Genomic DNA, 17734 nt, shown 5'->3' on the forward strand with positions numbered 1-17734 from the left:
AATACTTGGCCCGATGACACGCAACCACTCTCCTGCATTTCCTCCCTGGCTCGTTTTGATGGGGCTGCTCACTGCCCTGGGCCCCCTGGCCATTGATATGTACCTGCCCGCCTTCCCGGCGATGGCCCAGGGCCTGAATACCTCGGCGGGCATGGTAGAGCGCACGCTGGCCGGTTTTCTGCTGGGCGTGGGCCTGGCGCAACTGGTCTATGGCCCCATGGCAGACCGCTTCGGGCGCAAGCGGCCGCTGCTGTTTGGCGTCCTGCTCTTTACATTGGCCTCTTTTTTCTGTGCTCGCGCCAGCACGATTGATGAGCTTACTGTCTGGCGCATTATCCAGGCCTTTGGGGGCGCGGCCGGTATGGCGATCCCACGCGCGGTCATCCGCGATCGCTTTGAAACCCGGGAAGCCGCCCGCGCCTTGTCCATGCTAATGCTTATCATGGGAGTGATGCCTATTCTGGCGCCTCTGATCGGCGGCCAGATCCTGCTGTTCAGTGACTGGCGAGGCATTTTCTTCTTCATGACCGGCAGTGGCATCTTGCTCTGGCTGCTGACTTTTTTCACCATGAAAGAGTCGCTCGCTCCCGAGCGTGTGCTGCCATTGCAACCTAAATTGATCGCTCATAATTACAGCGCCTTGCTGCGCGACCGGCCCTTCATGTTTTATTCCCTGGCCGCCGGTTTCAGTTCTGCGGGCATGTTTGCCTATATCGCCGGATCGCCCCGCGTCTTTATTGATTTATTTTCTGTCGAGCCGCGTCATTTCGGTTTTTATTTTGGCGCCAATGCCGCCTGTCTGATTGTTTTCTCTCAAGTCAGCGCCCGTTTGCTCAATACGTATAGCCCACCCACTTTGTTGCGCGTGGCACAGGGACTGCAGGTGATCGTTACCCTGCTGGGTGCCATTTTGACCCTGCTAGGCATGCTGGACCTGACCTGGTTGATGGTGATCTTAATGGGCTTTATGGCGTGTCAGGGTTTTGTAAACCCCAACTCCGCCGCCCTGGCCCTGTCCGAACAGGGCCATCGCCTGGGAACCGCCTCCGCCCTGATGGGAGCCTTGCAAATGCTGTGTGGCGCCCTGGCCGGTTTTGCAGTCAGCAGTTGGGCATCTTCCGATGCCTTGCCCCTGACCGCGGTCCTGGCCGGCTGTGGTGTCTTATCGTGGCTGTTTGGCCGCAATGCAGCAAGGAAAGCACGGTAAAACTTGATCTAAGTGATTTTTCCATATTAGAATAATCTTCTTTGTACCCCAGCACTGGGGTTAACACGATCCTAATTTTACAATCGCCCGCGGCTTTTTTCGTTTAGCGGAGGCTGATTTAGATCTCAAGGGGTATGACCATGGCACGCGTATGCCAAGTGACCGGAAAAGGCCCAATGTCGGGCAACAATGTTTCGCACGCCAACAATAAGACCAAGCGTCGCTTCCTGCCAAACCTGCAGTCCCGTCGTTTCTGGGTTGAAAGTGAAAACCGCTGGGTTCGCCTGCGCGTTTCCGCTAACGCTATCCGCACCATCGACAAGAACGGTATCGACTCCGTTCTGGCCGAAATGCGCTCCCGCGGCGAAAAGTACTAAGCTGCGCTTCTTAAACATTTAACCAGGAGCTCATCATGGCAAAAGGTATACGCGAAAAAATCAAACTCGAATCGTCCGCCGGTACGGGTCACTTCTACACCACCACCAAAAACAAGCGCAACATGCCTGAAAAGATGGTGATCAAGAAATTTGACCCCGTCGTTCGCAAGCACGTCGAGTACAAAGAAACCAAGCTGCGTTAATTCGCGCCCGCTCCTGCAGCGGATTGGTTTTCAAAAAAGCCCCTGCCCTGCAGGGGTTTTTTTTGCCCTTCACGGGCTGCTGTGGCAGGCCCACCTCCTGTCTGCCATTACGTTCATGCACACTGCCCGCCTTGCAGCCGTCCACAGCGAGATTTGCCCCGTATAATGGCGGATACTCCTTTACTTCTGTCTAAAACGGTATTGCCACTCATGCAGGAACGTTACAACCCCAGCGAGGTCGAACAACTCGCTCAGCAAAACTGGACCGATCGGGACGCCTATCGTGCCGTCGAGAACGCCACCGCTCCGGATGGCTCGCTCAAACCCAAGTTTTACGCATGCTCCATGCTGCCCTACCCCAGTGGCAAGCTACACATGGGCCACGTGCGCAACTACACCATCAACGACATGATGGCGCGCCAGCTACGCATGCGCGGTTTTAACGTTCTCATGCCCATGGGCTGGGATGCTTTTGGCATGCCCGCCGAAAACGCCGCCATCAAGTCACAAGTGCCGCCTGCCAAGTGGACTTACGACAATATCGCCTACATGAAAAAGCAGATGCAGGCGATGGGGCTGGCAATCGACTGGTCGCGCGAAATGTGCGCCTGCGATCCTGAATACTACAAATGGAACCAGTGGCTGTTCCTGAAGATGCTGGAAAAAGGCATTGCCTACCGCAAGACCCAGACGGTGAACTGGGACCCAGTGGACCAAACCGTTCTGGCCAACGAACAGGTTATTGAAGGCCGTGGCTGGCGCTCCGGTGCGCTGGTTGAAAAGCGTGAAATCCCCGGCTACTACCTGCGCATTACCGATTACGCCGAAGAGCTGCTGGATACCGTGAAAACCGGCCTGCCCGGATGGCCCGAGCGTGTACGCCTGATGCAGGAGAACTGGATCGGCAAGAGCCAGGGCGTACGCTTTGCGTTCCCTCACGACATTCGTGACGAGCAAGGCCAACTGATTCAGGACGGTCGTCTGTACGTGTTCACCACCCGCGTGGACACCATCATGGGCGTTACCTTCTGTGCGGTTGCTCCTGAGCACCCGCTGGCTGCCCTGGCTGCCCGCAACAATCCCGAGCTGACGGCCTTTATTGAAGAATGCAAGAAAGGCGGCACCACGGAAGCCGACATGGCTACCCGCGAAAAAGAAGGTCTGCCTACCGGCCTGAGCGTCAAGCACCCCTTGACGGGCGCGGACGTTCCTGTCTGGGTCGGTAACTATGTCTTGATGAGCTACGGTGACGGTGCCGTGATGGGCGTGCCTGCTCACGACGAGCGCGACTTCGCCTTCGCCCTGAAATACCAATTGCCTATCAATCAGGTCATTGGGGTAGAAGGCAAGGAATACGACGCCACCCAATGGCAAGACTGGTACGGCGACAAGCAGCAAGGTCAAACCATCAATTCCGGCAAGTACGACGGCCTGACGCACGTCGCGGCCGTGGATGCCATTGCCGCAGACCTGAACGCCAAGGAACTGGGCGAAAAACAAACCACCTATCGTCTGCGCGACTGGGGCATTTCCCGTCAGCGTTACTGGGGCACCCCGATCCCGATCATCCACTGCGACGATTGCGGACCGGTTCCTGTTCCAGAAAAAGATCTGCCCGTGGTCTTGCCCGAAGAGCTGATTCCCGATGGCAGCGGCAACCCGCTGAACAAGCATGACGCCTTCCTGAAGTGCGCTTGCCCTTCTTGTGGCAAACCCGCACGCCGTGAAACAGATACCATGGACACCTTTGTGGACTCGTCCTGGTACTTCCTGCGCTACACCACACCCAATCTGAACGATTCCATGACCGATCCACGCACCGATTACTGGATGCCCATGGATCAGTACATCGGTGGTATCGAACACGCTGTGCTGCACTTGCTGTACGCCCGCTTCTGGACCAAAGTCATGCGCGACATGGGCCTGGTCAAGATTGACGAGCCCTTCACCCGCCTGCTGTGCCAGGGCATGGTGCTGAACCACAGCTACACCCGCCGCACCCCACAAGGGGGTATCGAATACTTCTGGCCTGAAACTGTCGAAAACGTTTACGACGAAAAAGGCGCGATTATCGGTGCCCGCTTAAAGAGCGATGGTCAGCCCGTGCAGTACAACGGCATTGGCACCATGTCCAAGTCCAAGAACAACGGCGTGGACCCTCAATCCCTGATCGACACGCTGGGTGCGGACACCGCCCGCCTGTTCATCATGTTCGCCAGCCCGCCAGAACAGACGCTGGAGTGGTCTGATTCGGGTGTGGATGGCGCCAACCGCTTCCTGCGTCGCCTGTGGGCCTTCTGCTACAACCACGCCGATGCGCTGCGCGCCGGCAACGCCCAAGCTACCGATTGGAGTGATCTGGACGCCGCTGCCAAGCGCGCACGCCTGGAAATTCACTCGCTGCTCAAGCAAGCCAATTACGATTACGAGCGCATTCAATACAACACGGTTGTTTCGGCGTGCATGAAAATGCTCAACACGCTGGAACAGACGCAGTGGGAAGACACACCGGCAGCACAACGTGCGCTGGCCGAGACCACCTCCATCCTGTTGCGTGTTCTGTACCCGGTTGTCCCCCACATCACCTGGCAGTTGTGGCGTGAGCTGGGTTGGGCTGATACGCTGGGTGATCTGCTCGATGCAGCCTGGCCCGACGTTGATGAACAGGCCTTGATTGCCGACGAAATTGAACTGATGCTGCAAGTCAACGGCAAGCTGCGCGGCTCACTGGTCGTGCCTCAGGGAGCAGAAAAAGCCGCCATTGAACAAGCCGCTGCCCAACACGCCGCCGTGCTCAAGTATTTGGAAGGCCGCCCTGCCAAACGCATTATCGTCGTGCCCGGCAAACTCGTTAACGTCGTAGGTTAATCATGCACTCAGCCCGCCTATTTTCTTCCAGCTCCATGTCTGCTCCTGCACCCAGGTTCTGGGGACTGGCGGGCCTGATCGTCCTGCTCAGCCTGGTGTTGACCGCCTGCGGTTTCCATCTGAAAGGCGTGTCTCCGCTGCCGTTTGACACGCTATACACGAACATTACGGACAACAGCGCTTTTGGCGCGAACCTGCGCCGCACTTTATCGGCCAGCTCGCCGCAGACCCGCTTTGTTGAGCGCCCGCAAGAGGCAGAGGCCCTCTTGCAACAGCTCTCGCTCAACCGTAATCAACGTGAGATCTCCATCAACGCCAAAGGTCAGGTGGAAGAGTACGAACTGCAGCTGACCTTCGTGTTTGAACTGCTGGACGCCAAGGGCCGCCCCATCCTGCCTCCCACCACCTTGAACGTGATTCGAGAGGTGCCTTATGACGCTGAAGCGGTTCAGGCCAAAGACAGCGAGATCGAGATGATTTTCCGTGACATGGAACAGTCACTGATCAACCGAATCGTGCGCCGCCTGAGCTCTCCCGATGTCGCCAGCGCCTACCACTTCCTGCGCAGTCAGCCCGAGGCCAGCTCGATGGAAGAGATGGAACTGCTGCCCGCGCGAGAACAGGCGCCGTTGTAAGTATGGGACGCAGGGCCGACCACGACACCTTGCTGCGCGAACTGGCTACGCCATCCGCCGCTTTCCAACCACTTTATGTGGTGTCTGGCGACGAGCCCCTCTTGCTGGTTGAAGCAGCCGACGCGGTACGCGCCCGTGCCCGTCAGGATGGTTTTACAGAACGCAGCAGCTTTACGCTGGATGCACGCGCAGACTGGTCCCAGCTATTTGCGGTGGCCCAGAACATCTCCTTGTTTGGCGATCAAAAGCTGGTGGATATCAACATCCCCAGTGGCAAACCCGGCAAACCGGGGGGCGACGCCCTGCAAAAACTGTGCGAACTGATTAGCGGTGGCCAGATGGACGGCACCAGCTTTCTGATCCAACTGCCCAGATTGGACAAGGCCACGCGCAACAGCAAATGGTGTCAAGCTCTGGAACAAGCGGCCTACTGGGTTGAAATTCAGCCCATCAGTCGCCACTCCCTGGCGGGCTGGATTGCCCAGCGCCTCCAGGCTCAGGACCAAAGCCTGGAGCGCAACAGCCTGGAATGGATGGCTGACAAGGTTGAGGGCAATCTGTTGGCTGCGCATCAGGAAATCCAGAAACTGGCCCTGATTTACCCACCTGGACAGCTCACCCAGCAAGAACTGGAGAGCGCGGTACTGAATGTGGCACGATACAGCGTGTTTGATCTGCGCGACGCCATGCTGGCGGGCCATAGCCAACGGGCGCTCACCATACTGGATGGCTTGCAGGCAGAAGGCGAGGCCTTGCCTCTGGTCTTGTGGGCCGTGGGTGAAGAGGTCCGCACCCTGGCGCGCCTGTCGCAAGCGCGTCAGCAAGGGATGGATTTATCCAACCTGTTTCGTCAATACCGCATTTTCGGTCCGCGTGAAAAACTGGTACGCCAGGCGCTGGATCGCATCCCGCCCCACAGCTGGCCCGCCTCGGTTCTGCACGCCCACGATATAGACCGTTTGATTAAAGGCCTGCACCCCAACGGACGTCAGCAAGACCCGTGGGAAGAAATGCGCCGCCTGACCATGCGTATCGCGGTCGCGACACAAGCGCCCCGTCGCTAAGCGTCCAATACCCCTTAATGTCTTAATTGTTGCGATAATGCTCTCTTGAACCGGAGAGTTACACGGCTATGAACGATATCACCCAGTCCTCTGCCGCCACCCAGGTCGGCGATCTGTCCTCCATGATGCAAGATTTGGGCAAGCGTGCCCAGCTTGCTGCACGCCGCATGCGCGCCGCCACCGGCAAAGCCAAGGCTGACGCCCTGCGCTACATGGCTGACGCCCTGATTGAACAAAAAGCCCAGTTGCAGGCGGCCAACGAGCTGGACCTGCAAGCGGCACGTGAACGTCAGATTGCCCCGGCCATGATCGAGCGTCTGGCCCTGTCCGACCGTGCCCTGGAGATCATGACCACAGGCCTGCGTCAGATTACCGACATGGACGATCCGGTCGGACAGATCAGCGCCTCGCGTACTCGCCCCAACGGCATGCGCGTCGCCCAGATGCGCGTGCCATTGGGCGTGATCGGCATCATTTACGAATCGCGCCCCAACGTGACCATTGACGCCGCCGCCCTGTGCCTGAAATCGGGCAATGCCACGATTTTGCGCGGTGGCAGCGAAGCATTCCACTCCAACCAGGCTTTGGCGCAGATTATTTCCAACAGTCTGGAGCGCGCCGGATTGCCCAAAGACGCCGTGCAAGTAGTGCCCACGACCGACCGCGATGCCGTCGGCCTGCTGGTGACCATGAATGACTACGTGGACGTCATCGTGCCGCGTGGTGGCAAAAGCCTGATCCAACGCCTGAGCGCCGAAGCAACCGTGCCGCTGATCAAGCATCTGGATGGCAACTGCCACGTCTATGTGGACGAGTTCGCCGATCTGGAAAAAGCCAATCGTATTGTCTTTAATGCCAAAACCTACCGCTATGGTATTTGCGGCACGATGGAGACCTTGTTGGTTCACCGCAGCATTGCGCCGGCTTTCCTGCCGGAAATGGCCCGCCAACTACAGGAAAAAGGCGTGGAACTACGAGGCTGTGAGCAGACCCGTGCGCTGGTCGCCAATGTCGCTCCCGCTACCGAAGAGGATTGGGAGACCGAGTTTGCCGCGGCCATACTGGCCGTACGCATTGTGGACTCCATGGATCAAGCCATGGACCATATCGCTCAGTACAGCTCCGAACACACCGAATCCATTGTGACGGAAAACCTGAGCCAGGCCGAACGTTTCCAACGTGAAGTCGATTCCAGCTCTGTCATGGTAAACCTGCCCACCTGTTTTGCCGACGGCTTCGAGTATGGCCTGGGAGCCGAAATCGGCATTTCCACCAACCGTCTTCATGCCCGTGGTCCAGTCGGCCTGGAAGGGCTGACGACTTATAAATGGGTGTTGCACGGCAACGGCCAGATGCGTGGTTAAATGATGCTTTGGCTAAAGACCTTTCACATCCTGTTTGTGACCTCCTGGTTTGCCGGGCTCTTCTACCTGCCCCGCATTTATGTCAACCTGGCCCAGGAGCACGACCCCAAAACCCATGAAACGCTGCTGGGCATGGCTCGACGCCTGTATCGCTTCATGGCGCCCCTAGCCGTCCTGACCTTGCTGACGGGCCTGGGGCTGTTTTTGTATTACGGCATAGGCAAAGGACAGGGATGGATGCACGCCAAGCTGACCCTGGTTCTGGTTCTGTTTGCCTTTCACGGTGTGTGCGGACGCTATCTGCGGCAGTTCCAGCAAGGACAGCAAAACCGCTCACACGTATTCTTCCGCTGGTTCAATGAAATTCCGGTCATCGTTCTGCTGCTGGTCCTCATCCTGGTGGTTATAAAACCCTTCTAATACCTTATTCATGTCAGACCAATCTGAACGCAAGACACTAAGCCTGAACCCAGGCGCCAAAAAGAAAGCCAGCAACGCGGAACCCCGCGTGCGTTCGGGTGCACGCGCCCGAGCAGCCAGCCTGCAGCAGGACCGCCAGGGCGGTGCCCAACGAGAGGCCCGTCCCTACGTAGAAAAGCGCGATCAGGAGCGCCGTGAACGCCCCGCATTTAACCGTGACCGCGACAGCCGCCCACAATCGGGTGAACGTCGTGAGTTCTCCGGTGAGCGCCGTGAACGCCCCGCATTCAACCGTGACCGCGACAGCCGCCCACAATCCGGTGAGCGTCGTGAGTTCTCCGGTGAACGCCGCGAACGCCCCGCATTTAACCGTGACCGCGACAGCCGCCCACAATCGGGTGAACGTCGTGAGTTCTCCGGTGAGCGCCGTGAACGCCCCGCATTCAACCGTGACCGCGACAGCCGCCCACAATCGGGTGAACGTCGTGAGTTCTCCGGCGAGCGCCGTGAACGCCCCGCATTCAACCGTGACCGCGACAGCCGCCCACAATCGGGTGAACGTCGTGAGTTCTCCGGTGAGCGCCGTGAACGCCCCGCATTTAACCGCGACCGCGACAGCCGCCCACAATCCGGTGAACGTCGTGAGTTCTCCGGTGAGCGCCGTGAACGCCCCGCATTCAACCGCGACCGCGACAGCCGCCCACAATCGGGGGAACGTCGTGAGTTCTCCGGTGAGCGCCGTGAACGCCCCGCATTCAACCGCGACCGCGACAGCCGCCCACAATCGGGGGAACGTCGTGAGTTCTCCGGTGAGCGTCGCGAACGCCCCGCATTTAACCGCGACCGCGACAGCCGCCCACAATCCGGTGAACGTCGTGAGTTCTCCGGTGAGCGCCGTGAACGCCCCGCATTCAACCGTGACCGCGACAGCCGCCCACAATCGGGGGAACGTCGTGAGTTCTCCGGTGAACGCCGTGAACGCCCCGCATTCAACCGTGACCGCGACAGCCGCCCACAATCGGGTGAGCGTCGCGAGTTCTCCGGTGAGCGTCGCGAACGCCCCGCATTTAACCGCGACCGCGACAGCCGCCCACAATCCGGTGAACGTCGTGAGTTCTCCGGTGAGCGCCGTGAACGCCCCGCATTCAACCGCGACCGCGACAGCCGCCCACAATCGGGTGAACGTCGTGAGTTCTCCGGTGAGCGTCGCGAACGCCCCGCATTCAACCGTGACCGCGACAGCCGCCCACAATCGGGTGAACGTCGTGAGTTCTCCGGTGAACGCCGTGAACGCCCCGCATTCAACCGCGACCGCGACAGCCGTCCACAATCCGGTGAGCGTCGCGAGTTCTCCGGTGAACGGCGTGAACGGCCTACCTTCAAAGACAACTCCGAATCCTCAGAGCGCCCTGCGGCTGGCAATATGCCTAGCGGGCTGTTTAGTCCGGCCAGTGATTCTGACGCTTTCCCCCAGTATGTCTCCCCTATTCAGCGTGTAGACAGCCCCCAGGCCCCTAAACCCGGCCAACGCCTGCCCGATAGCAATATCGAACAAAACGAGCGTGTCCAGGTCAAGGCCCTGCAAGGCGAGCGCTACCGGTTGTTTGCACCCTGCCCTCAAGGACTGGAAGAAGCACTGGCTTTGGAGCTGCAGGCTCTGGGCTATGAAAACGTTCTGGCCGGTCGTGCCGGCTGTCATTTTGATGCAGACTGGATTGGCGTCATGCGCGCTAACCTGTCCTCACGACTGGCGACGCGCATTTTGCTGGAAGTCTCGCATGCTCCTGTCACCAACGAGGAAGACATTCTGGCCTTGGCCCGTGTGACGCCGTGGGAGCGCTGGTTTGGCCCCGAACACACACTGCGTGTCGATACCTCGGCCGTACGCAGTCCGATGCAAAGCCTGCAATACTGCAATCTTCGTGCCAAAGATGGAATTTGCGACCGACTCAGAGACCTGGAAGGTGCCCGTCCCTCGATCGACACGGTGCGCCCCGACGCCAAGGTACATTTGTTCCTGGACGAGACCACGGCCACTTTCTATCTGGACACCAGCGGCGAGTCCTTGTTCAAACGCGGCTGGCGTCATGACAAGGGCGACGCCCCCTTGCGTGAAAACCTGGCAGCCGGTCTGCTGGTCCTGTCAGGATGGGACCCCAGCAAACCCTTGATCGACCCCTTCTGCGGTAGCGGCACCATTCTTATCGAAGCCGCCTGGATGGCTCTGGGGGCTCCTCCCGGCATCTGGCGTCCATTCCACTTCGAACGCCTGCGCTGCCATGATCAGCGTCTGTGGCGTGACATCAAGGACGAAGCGCGTTCCATGATCGCCCCTCGTCTGGATACCCCGCTGATTGGCTACGACATCAACCCCACCGTTCTGGATGCCGCCCGTTCCAACCTGGAGCGCTCGCACCTGACCTTGGAGACGATTCGCTTCGAACAGGGCGATGCCCTGAAGATTCGCCCCGAAACAGAAGCTGGCTGGATTGTGACCAATCCTCCTTACGGAGAGCGTCTGGAACATCAGGACGAGGACTTCTGGCCCAGCTGGGCCAGTAACCTCAAGCAGAACTTTGCCAACTGGAGCGTAAACATGATCAGCAGCGACCTGGAGCTGCCACGTCATATGCGCCTCAAACCCAAGCGCCGTTACCCCTTGTATAACGGTGCGCTGGACTGCCGCCTGTTCTGTTTTGACATGGTTCCGGCCAGTTATCGCAATAACGATGCAGCCTCAGACGCCAGCGAAGACTCGGCCAGCGCTGAATAAGCGTCAAGCAGTCTTGTAAAAGGCGACAAGGGCCAGGACCATGCAAATGGCTTGGCCCTTGTTTATGGGGACAAGCCCCCCATATCGTGGTTACCGCTCACATTTTTAACGCTTCCCACGACACCAGGCCGTGTTCCAGACCCCAGCACACCTTGCTGGTCAGCCCTGAACGGGCAGCATTCCGTTAGCAGGCGATATACGCGATAATGGAAGTCTTCCCTGCATCAAGACGCACCATGACACCCTCCTTTACTACCCCAGGCCGCTGGCGACGCTTTGCCTGCATGATGTATGAATCCATTCTGCTGTTTGGCGTCATTTTTACCACTGGCTATCTGTTCGATACCTTGACCCAAAGCCGTAGCGGCCTGGATCTGCGGCATGTGCGTCAGGTCGTTCTGTTCATTGCTCTGGGGGTGTACTTTGTGCTGTGCTGGCGCAAAGTGGGTCAAACCTTGCCCATGAAGACCTGGCATATACGCCTGGTTGACGAGCACGGCCAGATTCCTGCCCTGCGCACCCTGGTGCTGCGTTATATTCTGCTATGGCCCCTGCCCTTGCTCGGGGCATTGCTGGTTCAGCTCCTGTCTGGCTACACAGGTTTTGCCTCCACAGACCTGCTTATCGTCTTTACGCCGTTTCTGAACTTTATCTGGACCTGGTTCGACAAAGACCAGCAGTTCCTGCACGACCGTCTTAGCAAGACTCGTCTGATCAATGCGCGCCCAAGCCGGGTTAGCTCGGCTGCTGCCTGATCGGGCAAGCTGCCTCTTCATTTTTTAGTAGTACAGCAAAGTCATGACTGACATTTTAAAAAAATACCTGTTCGCCGACCAAAGCACACGCGCCCAGATTGTTCATCTTGAGCAAGCCTGGCAAATGGGTCTGGAGCATCAGCACTATCCTGCCTGCATCCGCGACCTGCTGGGTGAACTGGTTGCGGCCTCGGTGCTGCTGGCCGGCAATCTCAAGTTCGATGGCTCCTTGATTCTACAGATTCAAGGCGATGGCCCCATTGCCCTGCTGGTCGTCGAATGCACCTCGGACATGGACATCCGCGCTACCGTGTCCCTGCGCGAAAATCATCCTGTCCCCCAAACGGGCACCTTGCAAACACTGCTGAATCCACAGGGCCAGGGCCGCTTTACCGTCGTGCTGGCGCCACGCCAAAGCAGCAAGGACTTCCGCCCTTATCAGGGCGTCGTCCCTCTGGAAGGCGAGACTGTTGCCGAGGTATTGCAAACCTATATGCGTACCTCCGAGCAACTGGATACTCACCTGTGGCTGGCTGCAGATGAAAACCGATGCGCGGGCCTTTTGTTGCAACGCATCCCGCCACAAGGTGGCCACAGCCTGGCTCAGAACCTGGACACCTGGGAGCGTGCGCTGGCGCTGGGCTCAACCGTCCAGACGCAGGAACTGCTGCAGCTGGACAGCGATACCCTTATTCACCGTCTGTTCTGGGAAGAAGACCTGCAGGTCTTTGAACCCCAATCCGTGCGTTGGCACTGCCCCTGTTCCCGTCAACGGGTCAGCAATATGCTGCGCATGCTGGGACAGGCAGAAATCGAACAGATGCTGGCAGAGCAAGACACGATCAATGTGTCCTGCAATTTTTGCGGCAAGCCCTATCAATACGACGCAATTGATTGCGCCTCTCTGTTTGTCGATAAAGGGGATACGCAGCCCGGTGATGACACCCTGCACTAAGCCCTGATCCCTACGAAGCACTACGCCGGTACAAGTGCTTCTATCAGGCTCAAGGACAATCAGCCATGATGGCAACATCATGGCTGATTTCTTTCTCTCATCCCATCGCCAATCGGGCCTGGCGGGCTCTCACATTCTGGGAGCCCTCCTAGCCATGATTCTGCTCAGCTGGCTGGTGCTGGACGTCTTGACGCTGTACTCCTTACGCGTGCGTCTGCAGCACGGCCTGCTACAAGCAGCCCGCCAAGCCAGCGTGCATCATGCCCGGCCTGACACCATTGCCGTGGCATTCAGCCAAACACTGGCCGCTGCCAAAGTGCCACTGCACGATCAGTGGCAAATCCAGATTCTGTCTCCCTCAACACAGGCTTTTATATTGCATGGCAGACCTTCCAGGCTGCATGAGGGGCGAACCAGCATTACCCAGGGCTGGCAGGCGCAACAAGCGGAACAAAGCAGCCATAGCGGCCCCAACATTTACCAGGCCAACACACTGCATTTGTATCTACTCTACGCCCATAAGCCCGGGCCCCTTTCCTTGCTTCGTCTGCTACCCAAGCTTGCCCTGAGTATGCCTAACCCCGTGGGGTCGACAGCAGTGTGGCTACGCCTGGAAATCAAACACCCCATGCAATCTGATGCCGTACAGTGGAATGACCTGGCTGACGGTCGAGTCATCTATGCCCAGCAGCTTGAGAACACGCGTGTCTTGCCCGTTTCCCAAACAAGCGGGTTAGCAGAACGGGAGCCCGCGAAAACGCCCTCACCGGACGTGAATGCCCGTCTGCCGTCATGGGATGGTGCTGCCCCAGGGCCAGACACGGGTTCGCTTTCTCCAGAGCCTGCCGCCCCCACTCCAGACTCAGGAGGAGCTCCAGCCTCGCCCCCACCCCCCGCCTGCTACTAATCGACGCATCAGCCAGTCTCAACAACGAAGGGCGCCAGAAAGCCCGGATCACCGATCCAAACACACAGCAGAAGAATCATCAGAAATGAACTGGCTGATCAGCCGTTCTAGCCGCACATTGCGCGCTGCTTGTTATCGCGGATTGGCATTCGTGGCCGACGAACCACCGGGAGGCACAATCTGCACAAAAATCTCGCCTTCCCGCATCATGCCAAACTCGCTGCGGGCACGCTCTTCGACAGCGTGGGTTCCCGAACGCAAATCCTGAACCTCGGCCAGCAAGGCGTTGTTGCGCGCCGTCAGGGCTTCATTGGTTTCTTTTTGCGCGACCAGCCTGGTCTGCATTTGCCGTACATCCAGCCAGCCGCCCTTGCCCCACCATAATGCGTAATGGGTGATCAGGGTCAGACATAGCAGCAGCAGAACAATAAGGCGCATGGTGATATAAGAACCGGGTCTTGCGACCCGGTTCCTCAAACAGAATTAGCGCAGATTATAGAACGCTTCGCGACCTGGGAAGGTAGCAACTTCTGCCAATTCTTCTTCAATACGCAACAACTGGTTGTACTTGGACATGCGATCGGAACGGGACAAGGAGCCTGTCTTGATCTGCATGGCGTTGGTTGCCACGGCGATGTCAGCAATAGTGGAGTCTTCGGTTTCGCCGGAACGGTGCGAAATAACAGCGGTATAACCGGCTCGCTTGGCCATCTCGATGGCGGCGAAAGTCTCGGTCAAGGTGCCGATCTGATTGATCTTGATAAGGATGGAGTTGCCAATACCCATCTCGATACCCTTTTTCAGGATCTTGGTATTGGTTACAAACAAATCATCACCCACCAACTGGATCTTGTCGCCCAGTTGCTGGCTCAGAATGCGCCAGCCATCCCAGTCGTCCTCGGCCATCCCGTCTTCGATGGAGATGATGGGGTACTTGTCGCACCAGTTAGCCAACAGATTGGCAAAGTCTTGCGAGCTTAGAGACACGCCGCCTTCGCCAGCCAGGTGGTATTTGCCGTCACGGTAAAACTCGGACGCTGCGCAGTCCAGAGCCAGTGCAATTTGCGTACCGGCTTCATAGCCTGCTTGTTCGATAGCACGCAGAATCAACTCGATAGCCGCTTCGTGGTTGGCCACGTTAGGAGCAAAACCACCCTCGTCGCCCACGGCGGTGGACATGCCTTGGTCGTGGATCAGGCCTTTGAGTGTATGGAACACTTCGGCACCCATACGCAAGGATTCGCGAAAGCTCTTGGCGCCCACGGGCATGATCATGAACTCTTGCAGGTCCAGGGTGTTGTTGGCGTGCGCACCACCGTTGATGACGTTCATCATCGGTACAGGCATGGCCATGGCACCACTGCCGCCAAAATAGCGGTACAGGGACAGGCCTGAGTCATCGGCAGCAGCACGAGCCACCGCCATACTGGCAGCCAGCATGGCGTTGGCGCCCAGGCGGCTCTTGTCTTCGGTGCCGTCCAGTTCGATCAGGGTGCGATCGATAAAGGTTTGTTCCTGCGCATCCAGACCCATCAACGCTTCGGAGATTTCTGTGTTCAGATTTTCGACAGCACGCAAGACGCCTTTACCCAGGTAACGGCTCTTGTCACCATCACGCAGCTCCAACGCTTCGCGAGCACCCGTGGATGCGCCAGACGGCACGGAGGCACGCCCCATTGCACCCGACTCGAGCAATACATCACACTCCACCGTTGGATTACCACGGGAGTCCAGAATCTCGCGGCCAATAATATCTACGATTGCACTCATGATTTTGACAGTCCTGCCTGAAGTAGCATTAAGCTAGATAAGTTAAACAATCCTGCTGCCGGGCCTACTGCGCCGGGCCAATCGGAAGATCGACTGGAAAAGGCGCCTAGCCTGGAAGTTGAAAAGATCAGCAAGCGCGACCGCTACCTTGCAATCTGCGCCCCCTGCCCTCCTGCTAAAACAGGATTGTACCTGCCCATGACACAGCCGTGCCATGTCTGGTTTCGAAAGCTGGAAAAAAGCCCGGATTCATACCGTGGCCCTTACGCAGCTGGAACCGGCACGTGTTTATTATCACCAGAAATTCCGAGACTAGGCGGCGTCTCTGTAAATACAAAAAGTACCGATGCGTCTCAAAGTAAATCTTTGTCGCCCGCTTTGAGCAAGGCGCTCTCCCAGTTGCTCAACAAGGTAATCAGCTGGTTCAAATCCTGATCGGAAAAGTCCTGCAGCATGGCTTCAACCAGGCGCCGCCGCCGGGGCAATGTGGCTTCCACCAGCTCACGCCCCGCCTGACTAAGGCGCACATTGGTGAGACGATTGTCCTGCTCATCGGTGAACCGTTCGATCAAACCCAGGGTTTCAATGCTTTTGAGCTGCCGGGTTACCGCGGCCGGATCAATGCGCAACAAGCGTACCAGTTGCTTTTGAGACAGGCAGCCATTTTCTTGATACAAGCCAATCAAAATACGCCAGCGGGGCAAGGGCATGCCCAATTGCTGGTCAAACGCGGCCATCAAACTGCGATACGTGCGCCCCAATTGTTGCGCCGCTTGAAGTTGCGGAAATTCGTTCATCATGCTCAAGACTGTTCTTGACGAGTAAATCGTATCGGTGGCACTTTACGTACCCAATAGAAACACCAGATGATCAGCAGCAAGGTCACCGCCATGCCCATATTGACGGCATGTGCCAGGGCATCGCGGGCCAAACCCAGATACATCTGCCCCTGCTCCCCCGCCTGCTCCAGAAACTGCGTCTGTTCACTCACACTCATCAGTACCTGCGGGTCTTGCAAAGCATGAGCCACCGTTTCGGGCAAGGCGGCCAACTGAGTGCGAATGGCCTCGCCGTACTGGTAATTGATCAGCGTTCCGATCACAGCGGTTCCCAACATGCCGCCCACCATGCGCATGGACTGTAGCATGGCCGTCGTTATCCCCAACATGGAGCGCTCGACAATTTCCTGCGCAAACACCGTCAGATTGGGCATGATGCAGCCCACTCCCGTACCGGCAAGCGTGGCATACAGCACGAAATGCCAATGCGGGTCGGTTTTCCTGTTAAACACCATACCCAGACACGCGATGGTGAGCAGTACCAGCCCCAGATACAACATCATGGCAGGACGCCGCAAACGAGTAATTGTGCGGCCATTGATAATACTGCCTACCGTAATGAACACGACCAGCGGGGTAATCAAGAGGCCCGCAGTTTGCGGCCGCAACCCGTACCCGCCCTGCAACAATAAGGGGGCATAAAACAAAAGCCCGAACAAGATAAAGCCTAGGCCAGCCGATAACACCAGCAGAGACAATTGGGCGGGGCTACTAAACAACACCAAGGGCAGCAAAGGCTCAGCTACTCGACGCTCCCAGGCGACCAACAGCGAAAATGCGACCAGACTACATAGTCCCAGCAACACCATCAGGTAACTGCCCCCATAGAGCGGCAGCAATTCCACCAGCAACTGAATGCACGCCAAGCCGATCATCAGCAACACAGCCCCGAGCCAATCCAGACGGACCTTGTCCTGACGAAAATGCCGAATCTGCGGCAGGTAGCGATAAACGAAATACAGACTGAGCAAACCCACCGGTAAATTCACATAGAACACCGAGCGCCATCCATAGTATTGGGTCAGCACCCCGCCCAGAAACGGCCCAATGCCATTGGCAATACCAAACGAGGCGCTTAGCATGACCTGCCAACGCAAGCGCACCCGTGGGTCAGGAAACAGGTCCGGGACACAGGCAAAGGCAGTGCCAACCAACATACCACCGGCCACGCCCTGCAACCCTCGGGCCAGCACCAGTTGCATCATGCTTTGCGCCATGCCACAAAGCACAGAGGCCAGCGTAAACAGCACGATGGACACCAGCACAAACCGGCGGCGTCCATAAAAATCCCCCAGGCGCCCGAAAATCGGCACGGTGATCACGGACGTGAGCAAGTAGGCGGTCGCAACCCAGGCGTACAGCTCAAAGCCATGCAGCTCCGAGACAATGGTAGGCAAAGCCGTGCCCACGACGGTCTGATCAATGGCGACCAACATCACCACAAAGCACAGCCCCATCATCGCCAGAATGGATTCGGTGACCGACAAGACACGACCTGGGTTTTTTTGTTCTGTTTCCGATACCTTTGCCATTTTATTGACCAAACAATAATTGCCTAGTCAATGATTTTACGGGACAGTTAAAAACCTGACAAGCG

General features: G+C 57.7%; 16 protein-coding genes. 12 read left to right on the forward strand and 4 right to left on the reverse strand.

Translation table 11 applies throughout. The annotated features are described in order from the left end of the window. The first annotated feature begins 58 nt into the window (after positions 1-58). From RSQ48_RS11580 to RSQ48_RS11635, 12 genes are all read left to right on the forward strand, one after another. Positions 59-1207, forward strand: a complete 1149-nt coding sequence (locus RSQ48_RS11580; protein WP_415301814.1) for a Bcr/CflA family multidrug efflux MFS transporter — start codon at positions 59-61, stop codon at positions 1205-1207. Positions 1208-1347: 140 nt separating this feature from the next. Further along, positions 1348-1584 carry a 50S ribosomal protein L28 gene (gene rpmB, locus RSQ48_RS11585; protein WP_003802782.1) on the forward strand — a complete coding sequence of 79 codons (237 nt, stop codon included), beginning with the start codon at positions 1348-1350 and terminating at the stop codon, positions 1582-1584. A 35-nt stretch (positions 1585-1619) separates the two neighbouring features. Further along, positions 1620-1787: a 50S ribosomal protein L33 gene (gene rpmG, locus RSQ48_RS11590; RefSeq protein WP_003802781.1), complete on the forward strand. Its 168-nt coding sequence runs from the start codon at positions 1620-1622 to the stop codon at positions 1785-1787. Positions 1788-1997: 210 nt separating this feature from the next. Further along, positions 1998-4655, forward strand: a complete 2658-nt coding sequence (gene leuS, locus RSQ48_RS11595; RefSeq protein WP_059317982.1) for a leucine--tRNA ligase — start codon at positions 1998-2000, stop codon at positions 4653-4655. A 2-nt stretch (positions 4656-4657) separates the two neighbouring features. Then, positions 4658-5290, forward strand: coding sequence for an LPS assembly lipoprotein LptE (gene lptE, locus RSQ48_RS11600; RefSeq protein WP_003802779.1), 633 nt, complete (start codon positions 4658-4660; stop codon positions 5288-5290). 2 nt (positions 5291-5292) lie between these two features. Continuing rightward, on the forward strand, positions 5293-6354 hold the full coding sequence (holA, locus tag RSQ48_RS11605) for a DNA polymerase III subunit delta (RefSeq protein ID WP_003802778.1): 1062 nt from the start codon (positions 5293-5295) through the stop codon (positions 6352-6354). A gap of 68 nt (positions 6355-6422) precedes the next feature. Then, positions 6423-7718, forward strand: a complete 1296-nt coding sequence (locus RSQ48_RS11610) for a glutamate-5-semialdehyde dehydrogenase (protein ID WP_415301815.1) — start codon at positions 6423-6425, stop codon at positions 7716-7718. 3 nt (positions 7719-7721) lie between these two features. After that, positions 7722-8138, forward strand: a complete 417-nt coding sequence (locus tag RSQ48_RS11615) for a CopD family protein (protein ID WP_003802776.1) — start codon at positions 7722-7724, stop codon at positions 8136-8138. 10 nt (positions 8139-8148) lie between these two features. Continuing rightward, positions 8149-10911, forward strand: coding sequence for a THUMP domain-containing protein (locus RSQ48_RS11620; RefSeq protein ID WP_415301816.1), 2763 nt, complete (start codon positions 8149-8151; stop codon positions 10909-10911). A 236-nt stretch (positions 10912-11147) separates the two neighbouring features. Then, entirely contained in the window at positions 11148-11666 is a 519-nt protein-coding gene (locus RSQ48_RS11625; protein WP_131070722.1) for an RDD family protein, read from the forward strand. Positions 11667-11709: 43 nt separating this feature from the next. Beyond that, a complete protein-coding gene (hslO, locus tag RSQ48_RS11630) occupies positions 11710-12621 on the forward strand; it encodes an Hsp33 family molecular chaperone HslO (protein ID WP_003800884.1) in 912 nt (303 codons plus the stop codon). A gap of 79 nt (positions 12622-12700) precedes the next feature. Then, entirely contained in the window at positions 12701-13528 is an 828-nt protein-coding gene (locus RSQ48_RS11635) for a hypothetical protein (protein ID WP_059317985.1), read from the forward strand. Positions 13529-13660: 132 nt separating this feature from the next. Here the strand turns inward: RSQ48_RS11635 and ftsB are convergent, their stop codons facing one another. The 4 genes from ftsB to RSQ48_RS11655 form a co-directional block, all read right to left on the reverse strand. Further along, on the reverse strand, positions 13661-13966 hold the full coding sequence (ftsB, locus tag RSQ48_RS11640) for a cell division protein FtsB (RefSeq protein ID WP_003800886.1): 306 nt from the start codon (positions 13964-13966) through the stop codon (positions 13661-13663). A gap of 45 nt (positions 13967-14011) precedes the next feature. Continuing rightward, positions 14012-15298 (reverse strand): phosphopyruvate hydratase, encoded by a 1287-nt coding sequence (gene eno / locus RSQ48_RS11645; protein ID WP_003800888.1) that lies wholly within the window; start codon positions 15296-15298, stop codon positions 14012-14014. A gap of 353 nt (positions 15299-15651) precedes the next feature. Beyond that, a complete protein-coding gene (locus RSQ48_RS11650) occupies positions 15652-16098 on the reverse strand; it encodes a MarR family winged helix-turn-helix transcriptional regulator (RefSeq protein WP_003800890.1) in 447 nt (148 codons plus the stop codon). A gap of 2 nt (positions 16099-16100) precedes the next feature. Then, positions 16101-17669 carry an MFS transporter gene (locus tag RSQ48_RS11655; protein ID WP_415301817.1) on the reverse strand — a complete coding sequence of 523 codons (1569 nt, stop codon included), beginning with the start codon at positions 17667-17669 and terminating at the stop codon, positions 16101-16103. Positions 17670-17734: the final 65 nt, after the last annotated feature.

The sequence above is a fragment of the Alcaligenes sp. SJTW-7 genome (assembly GCF_047716895.1).
Classification (GTDB): Bacteria; Pseudomonadota; Gammaproteobacteria; order Burkholderiales; family Burkholderiaceae_B; genus Alcaligenes; species Alcaligenes ammonioxydans.